The sequence below is a fragment of the Hymenobacter persicinus genome, assembly GCF_004167665.1.
Lineage (GTDB): Bacteria > Bacteroidota > Bacteroidia > Cytophagales > Hymenobacteraceae > Hymenobacter > Hymenobacter persicinus.
The window spans coordinates 61,649-77,200 of record NZ_SEWE01000001.1; the positions used below are offsets into that span (position 1 = coordinate 61,649).

A 15,552-nucleotide genomic window follows, 5' to 3' on the forward strand; every position below is an offset into this window, starting at 1 on the left:
TATCGCCGGCGCTTTGGTTAACCGTCCGCTACTTTATCCGCTCATTTTCATCTTGCATGTACGTTCAAAAACACATCCACTGGCGCGTTATCTGGGACTACTCCTGGAAAGACCTGCTGATTTTTTTTGTCTATGATTTAAGCCTGGCCGTTCTGCACGGGCCCCTGAAGATGACCTGGCTGGACGTGCCCTGGCAGCTGGTAAGCATCCTGGGCGTGGCCGTGTCGTTCTACGTGGGCTTTAAAAACAGCAGCTCCTACAACCGTTTCAACGAGGCCCGGCAGCTGTGGGGCGGCATTGTCAACCGCAGCCGCAGCTGGGCCATGCTGGTGCTGGCCAACACCCAGCCGGCGCGCAGCACCTTGACGCCTGAACAGGTTAGCGCCCAGCACCGGCTGGTGAAGCGACAGATTGCCTGGGTAAATGCCATGCGTCTGCACCTGCGCCGCCAGCCCCAGCGCTGGAACGAGGACGTCGCCCCTTTCCTGGACCCGGCCGAATCCGCCTACCTGCGCGCGACGGCCAACCCACCGGCCCAGCTGCTGCTGCTGCAAACCCAGGCCCTGCGCGACGCGGAAGGGCTTTTCGACCCGCTGCAGCACCGCACACTGGTGGAAGACCTGCGGGAGATGACCAACCTGCAGGGCGGCTGCGAGCGGATTAAGAACACGCCCTTTCCGCGTCAGTATGCCTTTTCCAGCATTGTCTTCGTCTGGCTTTTCGTGGCCCTGCTGCCGCTGGGCGTCCAGGGCGAGTTCGAGAAGCTCGGCCACGGCCACTACTGGCTAACGGTACCCTTTTCCATGCTGGTGTCCTGGGTGTTCGTTACCATCGAGCTGGTGGGCCATATCAGCGAAAACCCGATTGAAAACAAGATGAACGACGTGCCCATGACAGCGCTGTGCCGTACCATCGAAATCGACCTGCGCCAGATGCTGGGCGAAACGAACCTGCCCGCACCCATGCAGCCCCACAACGGTGTGCTATACTAAGGCTGGGGGAGCCGGCAGCGGGGATAAAGTAAAGGTGTTGGCCTAAAGCATGACATCAAACCGTTTTAAACCCCGGGCCATGACGTCCCCTTGGGTACATGGCTCCGCCTTCCTCAACGCTACTTCCGCTACTGCGTAAGCGCATTTACATTTTCCTCCACTGAATCCTGACCCTCATGGCTGACCATCCCGAAGAGCACCAGAAAATCATTGAGGCCCACGAAAAAGCCGCGCACTACTTTGAGCACGCCCTGCAAAATCACCGGGCGGCGGCTGAGCACCTCAAAAAAGGCGACCACGAGAAGGCCGCCCACCACGGCTACACCGCCTACGGATTTGCCTCCCATGCGCAGAAGCATGCCGAAGAGGCCGCTTTGCACCACTCGCATGAGCACGGCCACAACGAGCCGCTGCATGCCCATGAACAGGGCGGCCAGCAATAGCCGAGCGTGAAACCGCCCGCCTCAGAAAAGAGGCGGGCGGTTTTAGTTTTTAGCCATTGCTATCGACGTCTCAACCACTAGGATTTTTTGTTTATGGCGCGTCTCTGCCCCGCTTCGCTTCCATTCGTTTGCTTACTTTCCGCGCTGGCGTTGAGCGGCTGCGACCCAAAACCGGCCCCGCAGGCTACAAAACCCACGCCTCTGCCGCCCCCGGCGCATGGGGACGCCCGCGAGCCGGTAACCCACGCCGACCCACCCGGAGAGCCAGCCACGGTGCGTGGCATCGTGGCGGCACTGCGCGACGAGGTACTCAACAACAACTCGGTTGAAAACCCCGACCACGTCTTCATCCATCTGCTAGAAGTGTACCACCACAGTGGCTTGGACCTGGCGCAGGCGCAACTGCGGCGCGGCAAAGAGGCGGCACTGCGCCTGGCAGCTGATACGTTGCGTCACCGCAGCCAGCGTAATTTAAAACAGCTCGAAGCCCTGCACTTAAATCAGCACAGCCCGGGGGCCGACTTCCGCGCGACTTCTCCGGCCCAGGTGCGGGCCTTGCAGCAGGCTTTGCAACGGGTCCGGCGCATACTGGCTACCCCGGTGAAAGCGGGCAATCCAGACCAGGAGTTTGCAGCCCTGACGGCCTTGTATTACCAAAGTGGGTTGCTCCTGGCCCGGACCGAGTTGCGCTACGGCCGGGAAGCCAGGCAAAAAGCTCTGGCCAAGCAATGGTCGGAGGCGCAGCAGCGCGAGTTGCGGGCGCTAAATGCCTGGAAATAGATGGGAGCTCAACAGTAAAATAGAACGGGTCGTAGCAATACGCGGCGCGGTATTACGCAGAGAAATTTAAGATAGGCCAGCGAGCGACTTTCCACAGCGGAGCATGCAACGCAAATAGGTAGTCTCGTGTTGAGGCCGCATGTGTGAACACCATAAGCCTGCTCTGAAACTCCAACGCCTGGGCATCTACCTGGTGGTGGGTGTTTTGGTTTTATTAAGCCAGCTGTACGGCCAGTAAGATGGTCCGGAATCGGTTCGGCAACGCATCTTTCATTACCCATTGCTGTGACCGTACGCTCACCTTTACTTCACTGTCTCTGATGCGCTTAGTGGGCATGCCGATGCTCGCAACACCCCTTGCGGCCGCAACGCAACGTGCGTGTGCTGCGCCGCTCTAAGCCCTGCCGGCCGATACGTTACTCGTCCTGACCCGCCGCCCCTCGCTACCGCGCCGCTCACTGGGCCGCGCAGCCAGCCGGTCAGCGGGTGCTGGTTCGCGCGGGACTGTTCACTGCCGGGGTGTTGACTTCGCGCCGCGTAGCGGTGGTCAACTCGGACAAAGAAGTGCGCGAAGAGTTGGGCGAGCACGTGGTGCCAGTTCGCCCTACCATTGACGACGAGCTACGCCACGTGCCAGTGGCCCCGGGCCTTGGTTTAGTTGGGACGAAAGGTCAGCACAGCACCGTCAATCAGGCTTTGCTGTTTGCCCTTATCTATACCATCAACAACACGCTGACCAGTAATGTATAAAACCTGACCCACGTGGAATGTTGGTCAAGGTCCCGCCCTACTACCAGGCTGGTGCAGCCAGCTTGACTGTTGTACTCGTACTACGCTGAATAGCCGGGTAGGGGCTAGCGGCGCGTTAGAACAATAAACTTCTGGCCCGGCAGCAACCCCATAAAGCGGGCCGTCACGGCTTGCCGGGGCGCATCACCCCGGCTCACCTTCAAGGCGGGCCACAATCCGAACCAGCTGTTGCTCCATACCATCTCGGTCTGGGTAACCGACGCCAGCGCTTGGGCGTGCGCTTTTATCTGAGCATAGGCCGACGGCGTCAGCCGGGCCGTAACCTGGTAGAGGTTAAAGGACGGCTTTTCGAAGGTGGCGGTCAACTGAAAGCCGGCTCCCTTCAGAATGAGAAACTTGCGCCCCAGCCGGTCAGGCTCTTTGCGGGTAGCGTACACAAAAGGCTTAAGGCGACTGGCCACCACCACCTCCGGCATGTCCTTGGCCAACAGCAGTTCTACCAGCAAGTCAAAAAGCTGAACGGGTGATTTCTCGATGGGGGATTTGCTCATGGGTAAGGGTGTGGGGAGGCAGCGTGCGCAAGCTACGTACTTGCTCGTTTCCGGAAACCCGCAGCTGGGCCGGGCACGGCCGCACAGTGGTGCGCTTTTTGAATTAGGGCACTGGGATATACTTCCCGGTTAACCCGACTGCTATGGAAAAGCTTAGCGTTGTTCATCGCCTGCGGCGGCGCGACGGACCCCGGCCCGCTGCCCGCTGGGCTCTGCCCTTCCTGCTGGCGTTGTTTCTGGCTATGCCGCTGGCTGGCCCCGTCCTGACGTCCGTAGCGCGCCCGGAGCATCCGCTACCACGGCCACGGCCGGCACCTACCCCGATTCTGACTTCCGGGCATGTGGCCGGGTTTGACGCGCAGTTGCGGGCGCGCTACGCCAGCCTGGGGGCTGAGCAGCAGGGCCTGCGCTTCGCCGTGTTTGAGCAGGCGTTGACCGGCTTTCTGAACCTGCGTCAGCAGGGCAAGGTACCCACCCGGCAGCAGCGCCTAGCCGTCATTGACTTTGACTTGCCCTCCACTGAGAAGCGCCTCTGGGTGCTGGACCTAGTCGCCAATCAGGTGCTGTACCGCTCGCTGGTGGCGCACGGCAACAACTCCGGCCAGCTCGAAGCTACCCGGTTTTCCAACCTTAACGGGAGCAATGCCAGCAGCCTGGGCTTCTACGTAACCGGCCAGGAGTACGTCGGTAAGCACGGCCGTTCCCTGCGCCTGAACGGCGTGGACCCGGGCTTTAACGACCAGGCCGCGGCCCGTGCCATCGTGGTGCACGGCGCCGACTACGTTAGCGAGGCCTTTATCAAGCAAAATGGCCGCCTCGGCCGCAGCCAGGGCTGCCCGGCCCTTCCTCTGGACTTGTATGAGCCGATTATCGATACGCTCAAGGGCGGGGCGGGCCTGTTCATGCACAAGTCCGGTGCGGGCTACTCCTCTGTCTATCTTAACGAGCAGCAGGCCAGTGCGGTGCTGCCCGGGGTTGCCCAAGTTTGGAATCAGAAGGCCACCAGTATTCCGAGTGTGTTCCAGCGGTGGGTGCGCGACCCGGTAAACTCGGGCGAAATCCACGTCAGTGAAGCTTCCAGCCGCAGGCCGGCGTAGCCTAGCCCCACAGTCCCAGTACTGGTGACCACAGTTCGGCGGATGGCGGAGGCGGGCAGCACGTAGGGATTGCGGCGGTTTAGCAAGCCGCCTTGCAGCGTGGCATTGTAGCCCACCAGGCGGCCCTCGGCCTGCACCTCGCCGTAAGCCTGCAGCCTGGGCTGCCCCGCGCGACCAGCTTTACTGTTCACCCCCAGCGAGCCAACGGTGGCCGTCCGCTGGCCCAGCCGCAGCGTGGCACCGGCGCCGGCGTAGGTTTGCAGCGTTCCCAGCGAGGCACTGGCCACGCCGTTGAGTTCAGCCACGTGCCCGAGGGCGAGCAGTTGCTGTTCTATTCGGCCTTCATAACCCAGCACGACGTCGGTTTGCACCTGGTAATCCCAGCCGCGGGGCGTGGGGGCACCCAGCAACTCGTGAAACTTGGTTTGAAATCCCTTGGCCCCGGCCACCGGCCCCAGAATGCCCACGTTCAAGGCGGTGGTCATGCGTCGGCGCCGGGCGGACTGACTGGCCACCCGAAACAAGTCGGCGTAGATATAGGAGGCATAAGGCCGGTCTCCCAGGCGAATAAATGGGTCTTGGATGCGCAAGGGGGTAAATCCATCGTAGTGCAGCCGTATCCCGTGGTGCAAGGTGCTGCCCACAAGTACCGGCCCCAAAATCCGATTCACTGGAGAGTGCCGCAGGCCCGGGCTTACCAGCAGCAGCGTCATGCCCTGCGTGTAATAGTAATCGGTCCGCAGGAAGGCATCGTTGGCAAAAGAATACCCGAGCAACCGGTCCGAACTCACGCGGGTACTGTCCATAGGCGACTGGGCTGAGGCAGCTAATGAATTCAACCCCAGAAGCATTATTAACCCGAGAAGACAACGCATCATGGCTGAGATTATGGAACGGTAACTATACTTACGCCACAGCCCCTGGTGTTGGGTTGCCGGTTCCAAGCCGAGTTCGGTCTATACGCTGCTTGGTGGGACGGGCAAGCCGTTGCTTAGAGCGCAGCTAAGGCACAAGGTCTTTTTCCCATATCTACAACCATATTTTTTTCCGCTGCTGCCCGGCCCTGTACTGCCAGACCAAGCTTTCGTTACTGGCCGGATGGCGTACAAAACAACCGAAACCGGCCTCGTGGCCCAGGCGCTTGGCTGGACTTCTCGTATTCCTCCTGCTGGGCCACCTACTCCTTCGTTTCGCAATATGCATACCGCTAAAATAGACCTGACTCTGGAGCCCGCGGGCCGCCACCTCGCGTTTTCCAAAGACCTGCTGGAAGTTGCCCACGTGTTCCGGCGCGTCGGCGAAGCCTCCTCCTGGCAGCGGGTGGCCGTCAACGCCCGCTCGCCTTACCTCGATACCGACGCTTTTGTGCCGGGCACTCTGCTGGAATACTACGTGCAGCACGAAACCCAGCAGGGCGAGCCCGAAGCCCGAAGCCACGTGGTGAGCACCACCGTGGCCTGAGAAGGTTCCTGCGGTAGCAGAAGGCCCGTGCTGCCCTATGCGCATTCTCTAGGCAGGCAGCATCAGTTCGTCCAGCCGGGCCACGTTCCGCAAATAGCTGCGCAGCTGCGGATTCATCACCAGCGTAACCGCCTGACCATCGTGGCTGCGGGACTACCTAACGGCCCTGCTTCAGCCTTCCTTGCCCGACCAGGCCCTGGCGAATGTACCGGCGGCGTTGCTTGCCAACCTGGAGGCGTATCTGGTCGGCAAAACGTCGTACCAGGATGAGACCGGCCAGCGCTGGATTTACGCGGCCGACCTAACTGCCTGGGCTAGTGACCTTATTTACGGAGCGGGGATGGCGGTTGCCTTACCGCTGGCCACGGTCGACCCAGCCGACTTCCGGGCGGTGACGTTAAAGCTGGCCCCCTGAGTTACGTGAGTTGCCGGTGCACGAGGCCAATGGCGGCGGTGCGGTCCTCGCTCATGCCGGCCGTAGCGGCAAACTCCGGCCACCGCGCCACGTGCGTCAGCACCTCGTCGATGAGTTCGTCCGCCCCGCGGATGTTCATTTCCCGGGCCACCGCCCGCAGGTCGGCGCGGGTAAAGCCGTCGCGCTTGCCGTTCAGGGACATCTGGTGCTGATTGGTCCAGCGGTTGCCGGGCTGGTAGGCGTAGGCCACGTCGTAGGCCGGCGCCAGCTGCCACTGGCCCGCTTGATTCATCAAAAACGAGATGTTCTTGGTGTGGTCGTCTTGGTTGCGGGCCACCACGTTGAACACCATCCGCCGGAAGAACTGCTCGGCCGCCGTGTAAGGCAGCCGCAGGTCGCGCATCACTTGAAATGCCTGCTCGTAGGAATAGGCGGCGGGCTGGTTGTAGTCGTAGTGCGCCAGCGCGCACAGGGTCTGCGCGTGGATTTTCTCTCCCTCAGGCGTCCGGTCAAAGCGCCGCGTCATGAAGTGGGCCCGCGGCCCTTCTGTGTAGAGGCGGCACTCGCTCATCTGCAGGCCGCTGGCCGTGGCCATGAGGTAGTAGGCGTACTCCAGCCGGCCAAAGTCCTGGGGGTCGGTCAGGGCCAGGTCGCGTACCCCGTCGAGTTTGAGCAGCCAGTAGCCGAAGCCGGGCGGGGCCTTCACCTGGCCCGAGCGCACTTCGCCGCTTTCCTCGTTGAAGGCAATAATGGCCTTGGGCCGGGCCCCGCCCGCCGAGGTACCCACGGCCAGCAGGGCCGCCAGCCCCTCGGCCGCCTCGTCGCGCAGGTTGACGTGGAAGGCCTCGCGCTGGCCCACTACCTGCTGCGCCAGCTCCACCAGGGCGGCTACTTCCAGTGATTCGGCACCCACCCCGGCCACGTTGCCCACCTGGGGCTCGAACTCCAGCGCCCCCATGCCGCGGTTGGCAATGTAGCACAAGCGTTCCACCGGCGAGAAGTCCGCGGGGGCGCGGCCCTGCGTGGCCAGCCAGGCGTCGATGAGTTGGTTTCCAAACCGGTCCGGCAGCGCATCGGCCAGCAGCCCGGGCAGGCCGTGGTAGGTGTCGGGGTTCAGGCGGGGAAACGCGTACACCTGGCCTGCGCGGGTGGGTAGCGGCATCTGCAGCGGGGCCACGTTCAGGCCGGATTTGACAAAGCCCGGGTCGTAGGCAAAGGTGGCCAGCGACCGGGCCGCATCCCACCGTACGACGCCGACTTCCTGCCCCCACAAGCGAACAAAAGCGAGGTCTACCATTCAGCAGGCGGGGGTGGGGGCGGAGTGGATGAAGCCGGCGACGCGTTGCGGCGCTGCTTTTTGGCGAGGCGGGCCAGGGCCAGGGGACTGATTTCGGCTTTGGTTACCAGGGTATCCAGCAAATCGAGCTGCTCCAGCGTGCGCAGCAGCTGCACGAAGGTGAGCAGCGAGGTGGGCCGGCCATGCTCAATCTGGCTCAAGGTGGCCCGGTCGATGCCGGCTGCCTCCGCTACTGCTTGCTGGGACTGGTTGCGGTTAAGCCGAATCTGGCGCAGGCTGCTGCCCAGTTCGCGCAGGATGGCCAAGTCGGAAAGGGAGTACCAATTCATGTTGTATAGACGCAACAAAGATGGCCAAATATACCACGTTTGTTGCGTTTGCACAACATAAATACAGCCATCGCCAGAATTGGCTCAAGGCCTAACTTAGCAACACACGCCTGTTAAAGTCGAAAGCCGGAAATAGCTCACAACGAGGTCGGCGGTATCACACCGGGCCGGTTACAGCAGGCGGGCATTGACGGCAAACAGCTTCGCCAAAGCCGGCGTCACGTTTTTGATAAGCGCGTGGGCCGGATTGCCGGCCACCGGGTCGTGGACGCAGGGGCAGTTCTGGTCCAGTGGAACTTTGGCCAGCAGCAGCGCGCCGGTGTGCGTGGCCGGGTTGGCAATGGCCTGCTCCAACGAAGTCAGTCCCAGAATATCAACCGAGAGGCCATCTTCGCCGCTGCGCATTTTGAAGGCCGCGCTGGTGGGTCGGCGCACGCCGTCCGGGGTGATTTTAAAGAACTGGGGCTGCAGGATGATGCGGCGAAGCAACTCGTCCTCGGGGGTTATCTGGTGCACGCTCATGTACGGCTGGCCGGGGGCGTGATGAAATGCCGCAGGGCCGCAAACAGCGACGGGTAGGAGCCCAGGACGGTGCCGTCCGGGGTGAAGAGCAGGTAGTCCTCGGTCCCGTCGGGGTGCACCTCGATTTCCATGGACGCCGCGTCCCGGTCCAGTTCGACCTGCACGCCGCCGTCGCGCATGGGAAACACGTGCACGCTCACAGCCGGCGCGTACACCAGCTGCAGGGAAAGCGCCTCCAACAACTGCCGGGCGCGTTCGAGCGCGCCGGGCTCGATGGGCAGCGCGCCGTAGGTGTCCCAATCCGCCGCCAGGGCCCGGAACGAGTCCAGTTGAGCCGCCAGTTTGGGAATCAACATCCCCAGGCCCGTGGCCGGGTTCCGCCTGGTTTTGGTGGCCAAGGTTTCCAGGGTGATGAACAGGGCAAACTTGTTGCTCACCCCCCGGGCGCTCTTGCGGTTGGTGCGCTCGTTGCGCACGAACTCGTCCGCGTCCATGGCCCACATGTCGATGCCCTTCACCGACGGCGAGCCGCTGCGGACAATGGCCTTGCGCATGGTTAATTCCTGGGGTTCCAGGGGAGGAAGTTATACCGCACGAAATTCGTACGAGGCTAATTTTAAAATCATGGTCAGTACGAGAAAGACGTTTTCGACGCCGTACTCGTCGTCGTCCATCAGGCCGTGGGCCACGCGGTTGCGCAAGTTATAGCCGGCCTTCTCACTGAGGAAAAACTTGATGAAGAACCGGTCGTCCTCTTCGAGTTTCCCTTTCAGGTCCGCCAGCAGTTCATCCAGCAGTTTCTCCATGGTCACGTCCGTGTTCTCGCGCATCTTGAAGGTGGGCAGGCGCAGCTGCACGCAGATGTAGCGCAGCAGGTACTCCACTTTCAAGGTAAGCGAATCCGTGCTGGCGATAAAGTCGGGTTCGTAGTCTGGGTCCTGCCGCCAGGCTTCCAGCTCGTGGAACAGCAGGCGCACCCCGGACATGACCAGGCGCAGCGGCTGGGTCTGGGTTTGCTGGCCGCTGGACTCCACCAGCCGGGGCTGGCCCAGCCAGCTGCGCTGCAGGAACTCCTGCACGGCGTCGGCCGTCAGCTTGCGGGCCTTGAAGGCTTCCAGCATCAGCTTGACCAGCGTCTGGGTGGAGAGTTGCGCCAGCAGGCTGTAGGTGTTCAAAAACTGGAACTGCTCCTTTTCTTCTTCGGTGTAAAAGGTTTGGACCGTGTTGCCGTGCTTGTCCTCCAGGCTCTTGGGCAGCATGTCCATGAACGAGTCCCGCTGGGCCTGGGCCGCCTCGCTGACCCGGTCCAGGCTGTGAAACATGGGAGTCAGGCACAGCTCGGCGATGATGCCCTGGGCGTCTTTTGACCGCACGACTTCCGCGATGTACTCCATCAGCGCCCGCGTCGCTTCGTCCGGCATCTGGGTGCGGGTCTGGGTCAGGGCGAAGCGCGTGCGCAAGCGCTGGTATTCCAGCTCCAAGCGCCGGCTGTTCTCCTCGTCCTTCAGCTGCCGGTAAATGCGCAGGGCGCGTTCGGTGAAGGCCACGGCGGTCATGTTGTGCTGCACCTCGGCCTCCTGGGCCAGGGCTTCGAGCTGCTGGGCCTGAAAAAACGACCACCGCGCCCGTTCGCGTCCGGCTTTGCCGGCCAGTTCGGATGCTTCCGCGGCCAGCTCAATGGCCCCGTGCCGGTAGGTTTGCGCCAGTTGCTGCACCCCACGCCAGTCCTGCTCCAGCAGGGCATCGGCCTGCTCGGGCGCGGTCAGGGCGCGGTAGTACTCCGTGAACAGCTCCGTAATGGCGCTCAGTACCCGCAGCGTAGCCCGGTTGTCCAGGGGCCAGGTGGTGTGCAGCGCTACCAGGTATTGGACGATTTCGCCCAGCAGCTGCGCCACGGAAGCGTCGTTTTTTCGCGTGTTGGCCAGCTGAAACGCCTTGCGCAGCGCCTCCAGAGCGTGCAGGGCGTAGTGGGTTCGTTCTCCGCCGACGCGGTGCTTCTCGACGTAGCCCACGCCCAACTGAAACAGGGTGGCCGCCAGCTCCCGCACCTGCTCGTTGGTGCGCAGGTGTTTGCGCAAGTACAGAAACAAGCCGTATTCGCTCTTCAAGTACAGATTTGGAGTTTCCTGGTAGCGCCGGCGCACGTACGCGTATTCGGGCTCGGCGTACCCGGACGTATCGGGCCAGCCCACTTCGTGCTCAACTCCCTGCTCATCCTTGCGCGTACCGCTGATTTGGTAGCCGACGCCCCTATCCAGCTGCTTGCTGGCCGCCAGTACTTCCTGTTCAACCCGGGCCCACCGGGCCCCGTCGGCATCCCCCGCTTCCGCCAGCTGGACGGCCAACTCGCCCAGCCGCGCCGTTAGCGCGTGGGTGTCCCGAACATCTTCGCTGGCGGTATCAAGGTAGCGGAGGTAACTCTGAAGGTCTTGCATGGAATGAATTTCCCGGGACTCGATTAACAACCTGGCGGGCAGAATTGCTCCAAGTACGGCACTGCGGAGAAAGTACGCTATTTTTCACGGCCGTCCCCGGCCGCCAAGCCCCACGTACGCCCTTGCCAAGCCCATTACTGCGCATCCGGGCGGGCGCCTGATTCGCTGCCAGCGAGTACTTCCGGAAGCTTCCGGAAGCTTCCGGAAGGGCTAGAACCACCATGCTCTGCGCAAGGGCCAACTAGCACGTTGCTCTAGTGGCCTGGCGAAATGGCTGCTAAGTAGCCGGGCCGGCCTCCTAAACGCCCTTCGCAATCTTGCGCATGGCAGCCGGCGAGTCGCCAAACTTGCACAGCGCCTCGCAGTGCTGGCTTAACTCGGAAAACAGAATGTAGTGGATGGTCGCGCCAGCGGCGCGGATGGCGGGGCGCGAGAGCTGCGCCTGCACTTCTTTCTCGCGGGCATCGGGCACGACCAGGTATAAAGCCGTCTCATGCTCGGGCATGGAGAAGGCCAAGTCCGTCAGGCGCAGAATGCCCGAGTAGATGCTGGTGCTCTTTTCCACTTCGAAAGCGGCCACCACCCGGTTGGTGCCGGGCGCAAACCACACGATGTCAATCAGACGGATGGTGCTGGCCACGTCGGCCGGCACGGGCAGCTCGGGGTGCTGGTCGAGGCAGTGAAACGAAAGCTTCTGGCCCCCGCAGAGCCGGTTGCGGTCGTTGATGGCCGTGGTCACGTCGCAGCCCAGCGCCTTGCCGATGCGCAGCAGGTGGTGCTGCATCTGGGTGTGCTGGTTCTGCTCCTGGGCCTCGGTTTGTACCTCCTGGTGGCGCTTGCGGGCCTGCTGCTGGTACTTGTCGCGCTCTTCTTCCGTGGTGAACTGCTGGTCGCCGGCAATCATCTTTTTCACGCCCACGTCGAAGAGCAGGCCGGCCAGCGCACCGTAGTCCAGACTCAGGTGCTGGCGGTGCGTCAGGTTCAAATCACGCAGCTGCTCGCGCATGCGCAGGTACTCGGGCCAGGAGCCCAGCTTGATTTTCTGGCCAAACAGGGCGTTGAAGCCGTTGACGATGGCCGTGTTGCAGGGCGGCATCAAGGTCGGGTGCAGGAAATACAGGATGCTGGCCACGGCCGGGCCCAGCCCCTTGATTTTGCGGCGGTCAAGTAGCTCGATTTCCTTGAGCAGCTGCTGCTCGGTGGTGGCGGCCAGGCAGCTTTCCAGAAACTGCCCGAAGGCCCGCTTGTTGTCCTCGTGCTCGTAGATGTCGGGGATACGCAGCTTGGGCTTCCAGTAGAAGGGGTGGGCCGCGCCCTGAAACACCTGCTTTTGCTCGCTGATGACGCTGAGCACGAATTCGAGCGAGGTGCCCTTAAAATCGTTGCCGAAGCTGCCCGATTTGATGTCCTTGACTACCTGTTGCACCCCGCGCCGGATGGAGCGGAAGGCCTTCAGGCGCTCCTCGTTGTTGATGAACCAGGTGTTGTAGACGGACTCGGAATCGGCTTTGTATTGCTGGATAAGCGGCGGCAGAGCGGCGGACATAAAAAAGCGCAAGGTAATTAGAGCGGCTAAGATGCACAGAATTGGCGCCTGAAACACTATAAGCCTGGCTTTGGTTAGCGCCCATGATGGACTTGCCTACATCGGATGGCCGGCGGGCATTGCCATGCCGGGCATGTCCAGCATGGGCTCGCCGGGGCGCATGGACAAGTCGCCGTAGCGCGCCGCCAGCCAGTAGCCCCCGGCCAGCATGGCCAGCGTGAGCAGTGTGACGGCAGCCTTGCGCAGCCCCGATACCGGGGCGCTGCTGCCCGTGGCCATGTCCGGCATTTGCTCGGGCAGCGCCGTCATGCGGTGCCCGGCGTGTCCTGCGGCGGCGGGCATTTCGTGCTGCATCCCCGTCATGCTGGGCATGCTATGGCCCATAGGCGGGGTAGCGCTGGCTTCCGCCTGCGGCGCTCCCCCTTTGCCCAGCGCCCGCTCGGTGCCCATGCCGTGCTTGAGCTGGTTTTTCACCAGCCAGTAGTTGACCGGGTAAGAAACAACCACGCCCACCAGCGTAGCGGCCGACATAGCCGCCCAGAACCAGGGCGACGTCGCTTCCATGGCCCGCATGTCACGGCTCATCAGGATAACCATGGTGGGCAGCATGCCGGCCATCATGGCGTTCATCGACATCCACTCCGGCAGAAACGAGTGGCGCACGGCCTGTCCGTAGCTCATCTTCATCATGTCCTTCATAAACAGGGCCTGAAAAATAAACAGGCCAAAGGCAAAGCCCGCCGCGTACTCCAGCCAGATGTCCACGCCCATGCGCAGGCCGAAGTAGCCGGTCAGGGCGGCCGCCACGATGATGCCGGTGGCGTCGCCGGCCGCGCAGTGAATGGTGGAGCCCACGGCCTGCTTCCACAGGGGGGCCACAAACTGCTCGTGGGTGCCGGGCGAGGGCTCGCGGCAGGAAAACCAGTAAATGAGCAGGCCCACAGGCCCGGTGTAGAGTGTCACCAGCACCCAGCCCCACTTCATCACCTTCATTTCCGGGGTACGGGTGAACAAGTCCCAGGCCACGTAGGCCACGGACAGGGCCGTCAGGGCGAACCAACCCCATAACAGGTACTCAGGGAACAGCGGCGCGGGCATCGGATGGTTCATAGGACGAGGAGAGGGTGAGGTCAACCGGTAAGAAGCGTCAGGCGACTCAGCGGGGAAACGTGATGCCTAGTTGCCAGCACTCGGCATAGTCGAGGGCCATGTGCAGCAGAAAGCCCAGGGCCCACACCCGGCTCCGGGGCGGCACCAGCAGCAGGGCGTAGCCGCCCATGGCCCAGTAAGTGTGCAGCGGATGGTAGTTGATGCTGCACCGGCCGGCGTCGAACATGGGCGTGGCCAAGACGTGGTCCACATCCAGCAGCAGCGCCGCCGCTAAGATGAGCCAGGTTCGGCGCCAGTGCGGCCGGTAAAACAGCAGGGCCACGACACCGGGCACCAGCACGTGGAGAAACGCGTGCACCATCGGCCGCAGACAACAAGGAGGGGTAAGCAAAAAAGCGGCCCCACCGGAGCCGCCTTGCCGGGGCAGATGTGTACCCCTGGTTAGTAGGATTTGTTGGCCAACAGCCAATTCTGCAGCTCTTTGACTTCCATTTGCTGGTCCGTGATTATCTGCCGGGCCATGCTCTTGGGCGTGGCTTCGCGGCCCAGCTCCAGTTCGTCCTCGCTCATCTCGATGGCGCTGGTGTGGTGGTCAATCATGAGTTGGGCAAAGTCCTGGTCGGCGTCGCCGGTGAGCACGCGCAGGTCGTTGTTTTTGTCCATGGTTTCCATGGCCATCATGGCGCGGTCCATGAATTCCATCACCATCGGGGCGTGAGCCGGGTGGCTGGTCAGAAAGGCATTGAATTGCGTGATTTCGGCCTGCTGCGCGGTTATCATGCGCTGGGCAATGGCTTTCATCGCCGCGTTGTCGCCGGCGCTGAGCTCTTTCTGGGCCATCTTGATGGCGCCCGTGTGGTGCATGACCATCATCTTGGCGTAGTCCACGTCGGGGTCCATCGTGGCCGTCATCATGTCCATTTCTTTGCTCATGTCGTGCATGATGGTCATGAAGGCATTGTCGTTGTGGGCCTGCACCTTCAGGCCGTCGGCTTCGTCCTTGCTACACGAAGCAAGGGCACCAACGGCAAACAGGCAAGCAAGCAGGGGGAGGCGGAGGGAACGTAGCATACGGCGGGGTTTCGTTTAGGAGAAAGCAACAGCAACTGTCACCCTGACTAAACGAGGCCGCCAGGCCCCCGGTTTGCCCACGATTCGGCCGAAAACCTTGTAAAGTTTCCAGCCCGGCGCCGTTAGGAGAGGGTTTCCAGCCCCAGCCGGCCCGCGCTGCCGGGGCCCAGGGCCTGAAACGCGGAGGGCGACATGCCCGTGACCTGGCGGAACTGATTGGTCAGGTGCGCCGCGCTGCTGTAGCCCAGGCGCGCGGCCACCTCGGCCACCTTGGCGTCCTGGTAGCTGAGCAGCTCCTTGGCCCGCTCCACCTTCTGGCGGATGATGTACTTTTCCAGCGTCAGGCCCTCCCGCACCGAGAACTGGTGCGACAAGTACGCGTAGGCCCGCCCGACCCGCTCGCTGATGAAGTGGGAGTAGGTGTGAAAGGGCTGCAGCTCGGTGGGCGTGTAGTGAATCAGCTCCACCACGACGGCCTTCACCTGCTCCACCAGCTGGTCGCGCGGGTCCTCGACCAGGGCAAAGCCGTAGGCCTGCAGGGCGCTGCGCACCACGTCTTCGCGGACGGCCCCGCCGTCGGCCATCCGCACGTTGGCCGCGCCCAGCGCCACGCCGTCCACCACCAACCCGGCCTTCTCCAGCTCGCGCTGCACCACGCGCAGGCAGCGGGGGCACACCATGTTGCGGATAGAGAGGCGCACCGCCCCGCCCGCGGGGGCCGGCAAGCTGGAGGAAGCGGACTGCGTCATGGTT

Annotated in this window: 19 protein-coding genes; 7 read left to right on the top strand and 12 right to left on the bottom strand. The window is 62.6% G+C overall.

From position 1 onward, the window contains the following. The first annotated feature begins 56 nt into the window (after nt 1-56). From EWM57_RS00275 to EWM57_RS00290, 4 genes are all read left to right on the top strand, one after another. Complete coding sequence (locus tag EWM57_RS00275; RefSeq protein ID WP_129919132.1) at nt 57-992, top strand: bestrophin family protein; 936 nt, start codon at nt 57-59, stop codon at nt 990-992. A gap of 176 nt (nt 993-1,168) precedes the next feature. Continuing rightward, nucleotides 1,169-1,435 carry a hypothetical protein gene (locus EWM57_RS00280; protein ID WP_129919133.1) on the top strand — a complete coding sequence of 89 codons (267 nt, stop codon included), beginning with the start codon at nt 1,169-1,171 and terminating at the stop codon, nt 1,433-1,435. 285 nt (nt 1,436-1,720) lie between these two features. Further along, nucleotides 1,721-2,215 (top strand): DUF305 domain-containing protein, encoded by a 495-nt coding sequence (locus EWM57_RS00285; RefSeq protein ID WP_165370352.1) that lies wholly within the window; start codon nt 1,721-1,723, stop codon nt 2,213-2,215. A 519-nt stretch (nt 2,216-2,734) separates the two neighbouring features. Continuing rightward, nucleotides 2,735-2,965 carry a hypothetical protein gene (locus EWM57_RS00290; RefSeq protein ID WP_129919135.1) on the top strand — a complete coding sequence of 77 codons (231 nt, stop codon included), beginning with the start codon at nt 2,735-2,737 and terminating at the stop codon, nt 2,963-2,965. A gap of 104 nt (nt 2,966-3,069) precedes the next feature. Here the strand turns inward: EWM57_RS00290 and EWM57_RS00295 are convergent, their stop codons facing one another. After that, on the bottom strand, nt 3,070-3,516 hold the full coding sequence (locus EWM57_RS00295) for a hypothetical protein (protein ID WP_129919136.1): 447 nt from the start codon (nt 3,514-3,516) through the stop codon (nt 3,070-3,072). A 143-nt stretch (nt 3,517-3,659) separates the two neighbouring features. Here EWM57_RS00295 and EWM57_RS00300 point away from each other — a divergent pair, with 143 nt between their 5' ends. Continuing rightward, a complete protein-coding gene (locus EWM57_RS00300) occupies nt 3,660-4,613 on the top strand; it encodes a murein L,D-transpeptidase catalytic domain family protein (RefSeq protein ID WP_129919137.1) in 954 nt (317 codons plus the stop codon). Here EWM57_RS00300 and EWM57_RS00305 read toward each other — a convergent pair. Then, nucleotides 4,508-5,419 carry a lipid A deacylase LpxR family protein gene (locus EWM57_RS00305; RefSeq protein ID WP_165370353.1) on the bottom strand — a complete coding sequence of 304 codons (912 nt, stop codon included), beginning with the start codon at nt 5,417-5,419 and terminating at the stop codon, nt 4,508-4,510. The genes EWM57_RS00300 and EWM57_RS00305 overlap by 106 nt on opposite strands. Before the next feature lie 391 nt (nt 5,420-5,810). Between EWM57_RS00305 and EWM57_RS00310 the strand changes: the two genes are divergently transcribed. After that, nucleotides 5,811-6,074, top strand: a complete 264-nt coding sequence (locus EWM57_RS00310) for a hypothetical protein (protein WP_129919139.1) — start codon at nt 5,811-5,813, stop codon at nt 6,072-6,074. Nucleotides 6,075-6,255: 181 nt separating this feature from the next. After that, entirely contained in the window at nt 6,256-6,489 is a 234-nt protein-coding gene (locus EWM57_RS00315; protein ID WP_242509933.1) for a hypothetical protein, read from the top strand. A gap of 1 nt (nt 6,490) precedes the next feature. Here EWM57_RS00315 and EWM57_RS00320 read toward each other — a convergent pair whose 3' ends face one another. The 10 genes from EWM57_RS00320 to EWM57_RS00365 all read right to left on the bottom strand — a co-directional run bounded on the left by EWM57_RS00320 (nt 6,491) and on the right by EWM57_RS00365 (nt 15,548). Next, nucleotides 6,491-7,786 (bottom strand): type II toxin-antitoxin system HipA family toxin, encoded by a 1,296-nt coding sequence (locus tag EWM57_RS00320; RefSeq protein ID WP_129919141.1) that lies wholly within the window; start codon nt 7,784-7,786, stop codon nt 6,491-6,493. Then, nucleotides 7,780-8,115, bottom strand: a complete 336-nt coding sequence (locus tag EWM57_RS00325) for a helix-turn-helix transcriptional regulator (protein WP_129919142.1) — start codon at nt 8,113-8,115, stop codon at nt 7,780-7,782. The genes EWM57_RS00320 and EWM57_RS00325 overlap by 7 nt, the downstream gene beginning before the upstream one ends. A gap of 171 nt (nt 8,116-8,286) precedes the next feature. Further along, a complete protein-coding gene (locus tag EWM57_RS00330) occupies nt 8,287-8,631 on the bottom strand; it encodes a hypothetical protein (RefSeq protein ID WP_129919143.1) in 345 nt (114 codons plus the stop codon). 2 nt (nt 8,632-8,633) lie between these two features. Next, nucleotides 8,634-9,191 carry a hypothetical protein gene (locus EWM57_RS00335; RefSeq protein ID WP_129919144.1) on the bottom strand — a complete coding sequence of 186 codons (558 nt, stop codon included), beginning with the start codon at nt 9,189-9,191 and terminating at the stop codon, nt 8,634-8,636. A 30-nt stretch (nt 9,192-9,221) separates the two neighbouring features. After that, a complete protein-coding gene (locus EWM57_RS21035; RefSeq protein ID WP_165370354.1) occupies nt 9,222-11,072 on the bottom strand; it encodes a DUF4209 domain-containing protein in 1,851 nt (616 codons plus the stop codon). 298 nt (nt 11,073-11,370) lie between these two features. Then, on the bottom strand, nt 11,371-12,618 hold the full coding sequence (locus EWM57_RS00345; RefSeq protein ID WP_129919145.1) for a hypothetical protein: 1,248 nt from the start codon (nt 12,616-12,618) through the stop codon (nt 11,371-11,373). A gap of 96 nt (nt 12,619-12,714) precedes the next feature. Then, nucleotides 12,715-13,728: a DUF4396 domain-containing protein gene (locus tag EWM57_RS00350; protein WP_129919146.1), complete on the bottom strand. Its 1,014-nt coding sequence runs from the start codon at nt 13,726-13,728 to the stop codon at nt 12,715-12,717. A 46-nt stretch (nt 13,729-13,774) separates the two neighbouring features. Continuing rightward, nucleotides 13,775-14,089: a DUF6122 family protein gene (locus tag EWM57_RS00355; RefSeq protein WP_129919147.1), complete on the bottom strand. Its 315-nt coding sequence runs from the start codon at nt 14,087-14,089 to the stop codon at nt 13,775-13,777. 80 nt (nt 14,090-14,169) lie between these two features. Then, a complete protein-coding gene (locus EWM57_RS00360; RefSeq protein ID WP_129919148.1) occupies nt 14,170-14,799 on the bottom strand; it encodes a DUF305 domain-containing protein in 630 nt (209 codons plus the stop codon). A gap of 122 nt (nt 14,800-14,921) precedes the next feature. Beyond that, entirely contained in the window at nt 14,922-15,548 is a 627-nt protein-coding gene (locus EWM57_RS00365) for a helix-turn-helix domain-containing protein (RefSeq protein WP_165370355.1), read from the bottom strand. Nucleotides 15,549-15,552: the final 4 nt, after the last annotated feature.

Bases quoted from the DNA above. Each gene is read 5' to 3' on its own strand.
- EWM57_RS00335 (WP_129919144.1), bottom strand. From the start codon at position 9,191: ATGCGCAAGGCCATTGTCCGCAGCGGCTCGCCGTCGGTGAAGGGCATC.
- EWM57_RS00300 (WP_129919137.1), top strand. From the start codon at position 3,660: ATGGAAAAGCTTAGCGTTGTTCATCGCCTGCGGCGGCGCGACGGACCC.
- EWM57_RS00360 (WP_129919148.1), bottom strand. From the start codon at position 14,799: ATGCTACGTTCCCTCCGCCTCCCCCTGCTTGCTTGCCTGTTTGCCGTT.
- EWM57_RS00320 (WP_129919141.1), bottom strand. From the start codon at position 7,786: ATGGTAGACCTCGCTTTTGTTCGCTTGTGGGGGCAGGAAGTCGGCGTC.
- EWM57_RS00275 (WP_129919132.1), top strand. From the start codon at position 57: ATGTACGTTCAAAAACACATCCACTGGCGCGTTATCTGGGACTACTCC.
- EWM57_RS00305 (WP_165370353.1), bottom strand. From the start codon at position 5,419: ATGGACAGTACCCGCGTGAGTTCGGACCGGTTGCTCGGGTATTCTTTT.
- EWM57_RS21035 (WP_165370354.1), bottom strand. From the start codon at position 11,072: ATGCAAGACCTTCAGAGTTACCTCCGCTACCTTGATACCGCCAGCGAA.
- EWM57_RS00365 (WP_165370355.1), bottom strand. From the start codon at position 15,548: ATGACGCAGTCCGCTTCCTCCAGCTTGCCGGCCCCCGCGGGCGGGGCG.
- EWM57_RS00295 (WP_129919136.1), bottom strand. From the start codon at position 3,516: ATGAGCAAATCCCCCATCGAGAAATCACCCGTTCAGCTTTTTGACTTG.
- EWM57_RS00355 (WP_129919147.1), bottom strand. From the start codon at position 14,089: ATGGTGCACGCGTTTCTCCACGTGCTGGTGCCCGGTGTCGTGGCCCTG.
- EWM57_RS00350 (WP_129919146.1), bottom strand. From the start codon at position 13,728: ATGAACCATCCGATGCCCGCGCCGCTGTTCCCTGAGTACCTGTTATGG.
- EWM57_RS00345 (WP_129919145.1), bottom strand. From the start codon at position 12,618: ATGTCCGCCGCTCTGCCGCCGCTTATCCAGCAATACAAAGCCGATTCC.
- EWM57_RS00280 (WP_129919133.1), top strand. From the start codon at position 1,169: ATGGCTGACCATCCCGAAGAGCACCAGAAAATCATTGAGGCCCACGAA.
- EWM57_RS00310 (WP_129919139.1), top strand. From the start codon at position 5,811: ATGCATACCGCTAAAATAGACCTGACTCTGGAGCCCGCGGGCCGCCAC.
- EWM57_RS00325 (WP_129919142.1), bottom strand. From the start codon at position 8,115: ATGAATTGGTACTCCCTTTCCGACTTGGCCATCCTGCGCGAACTGGGC.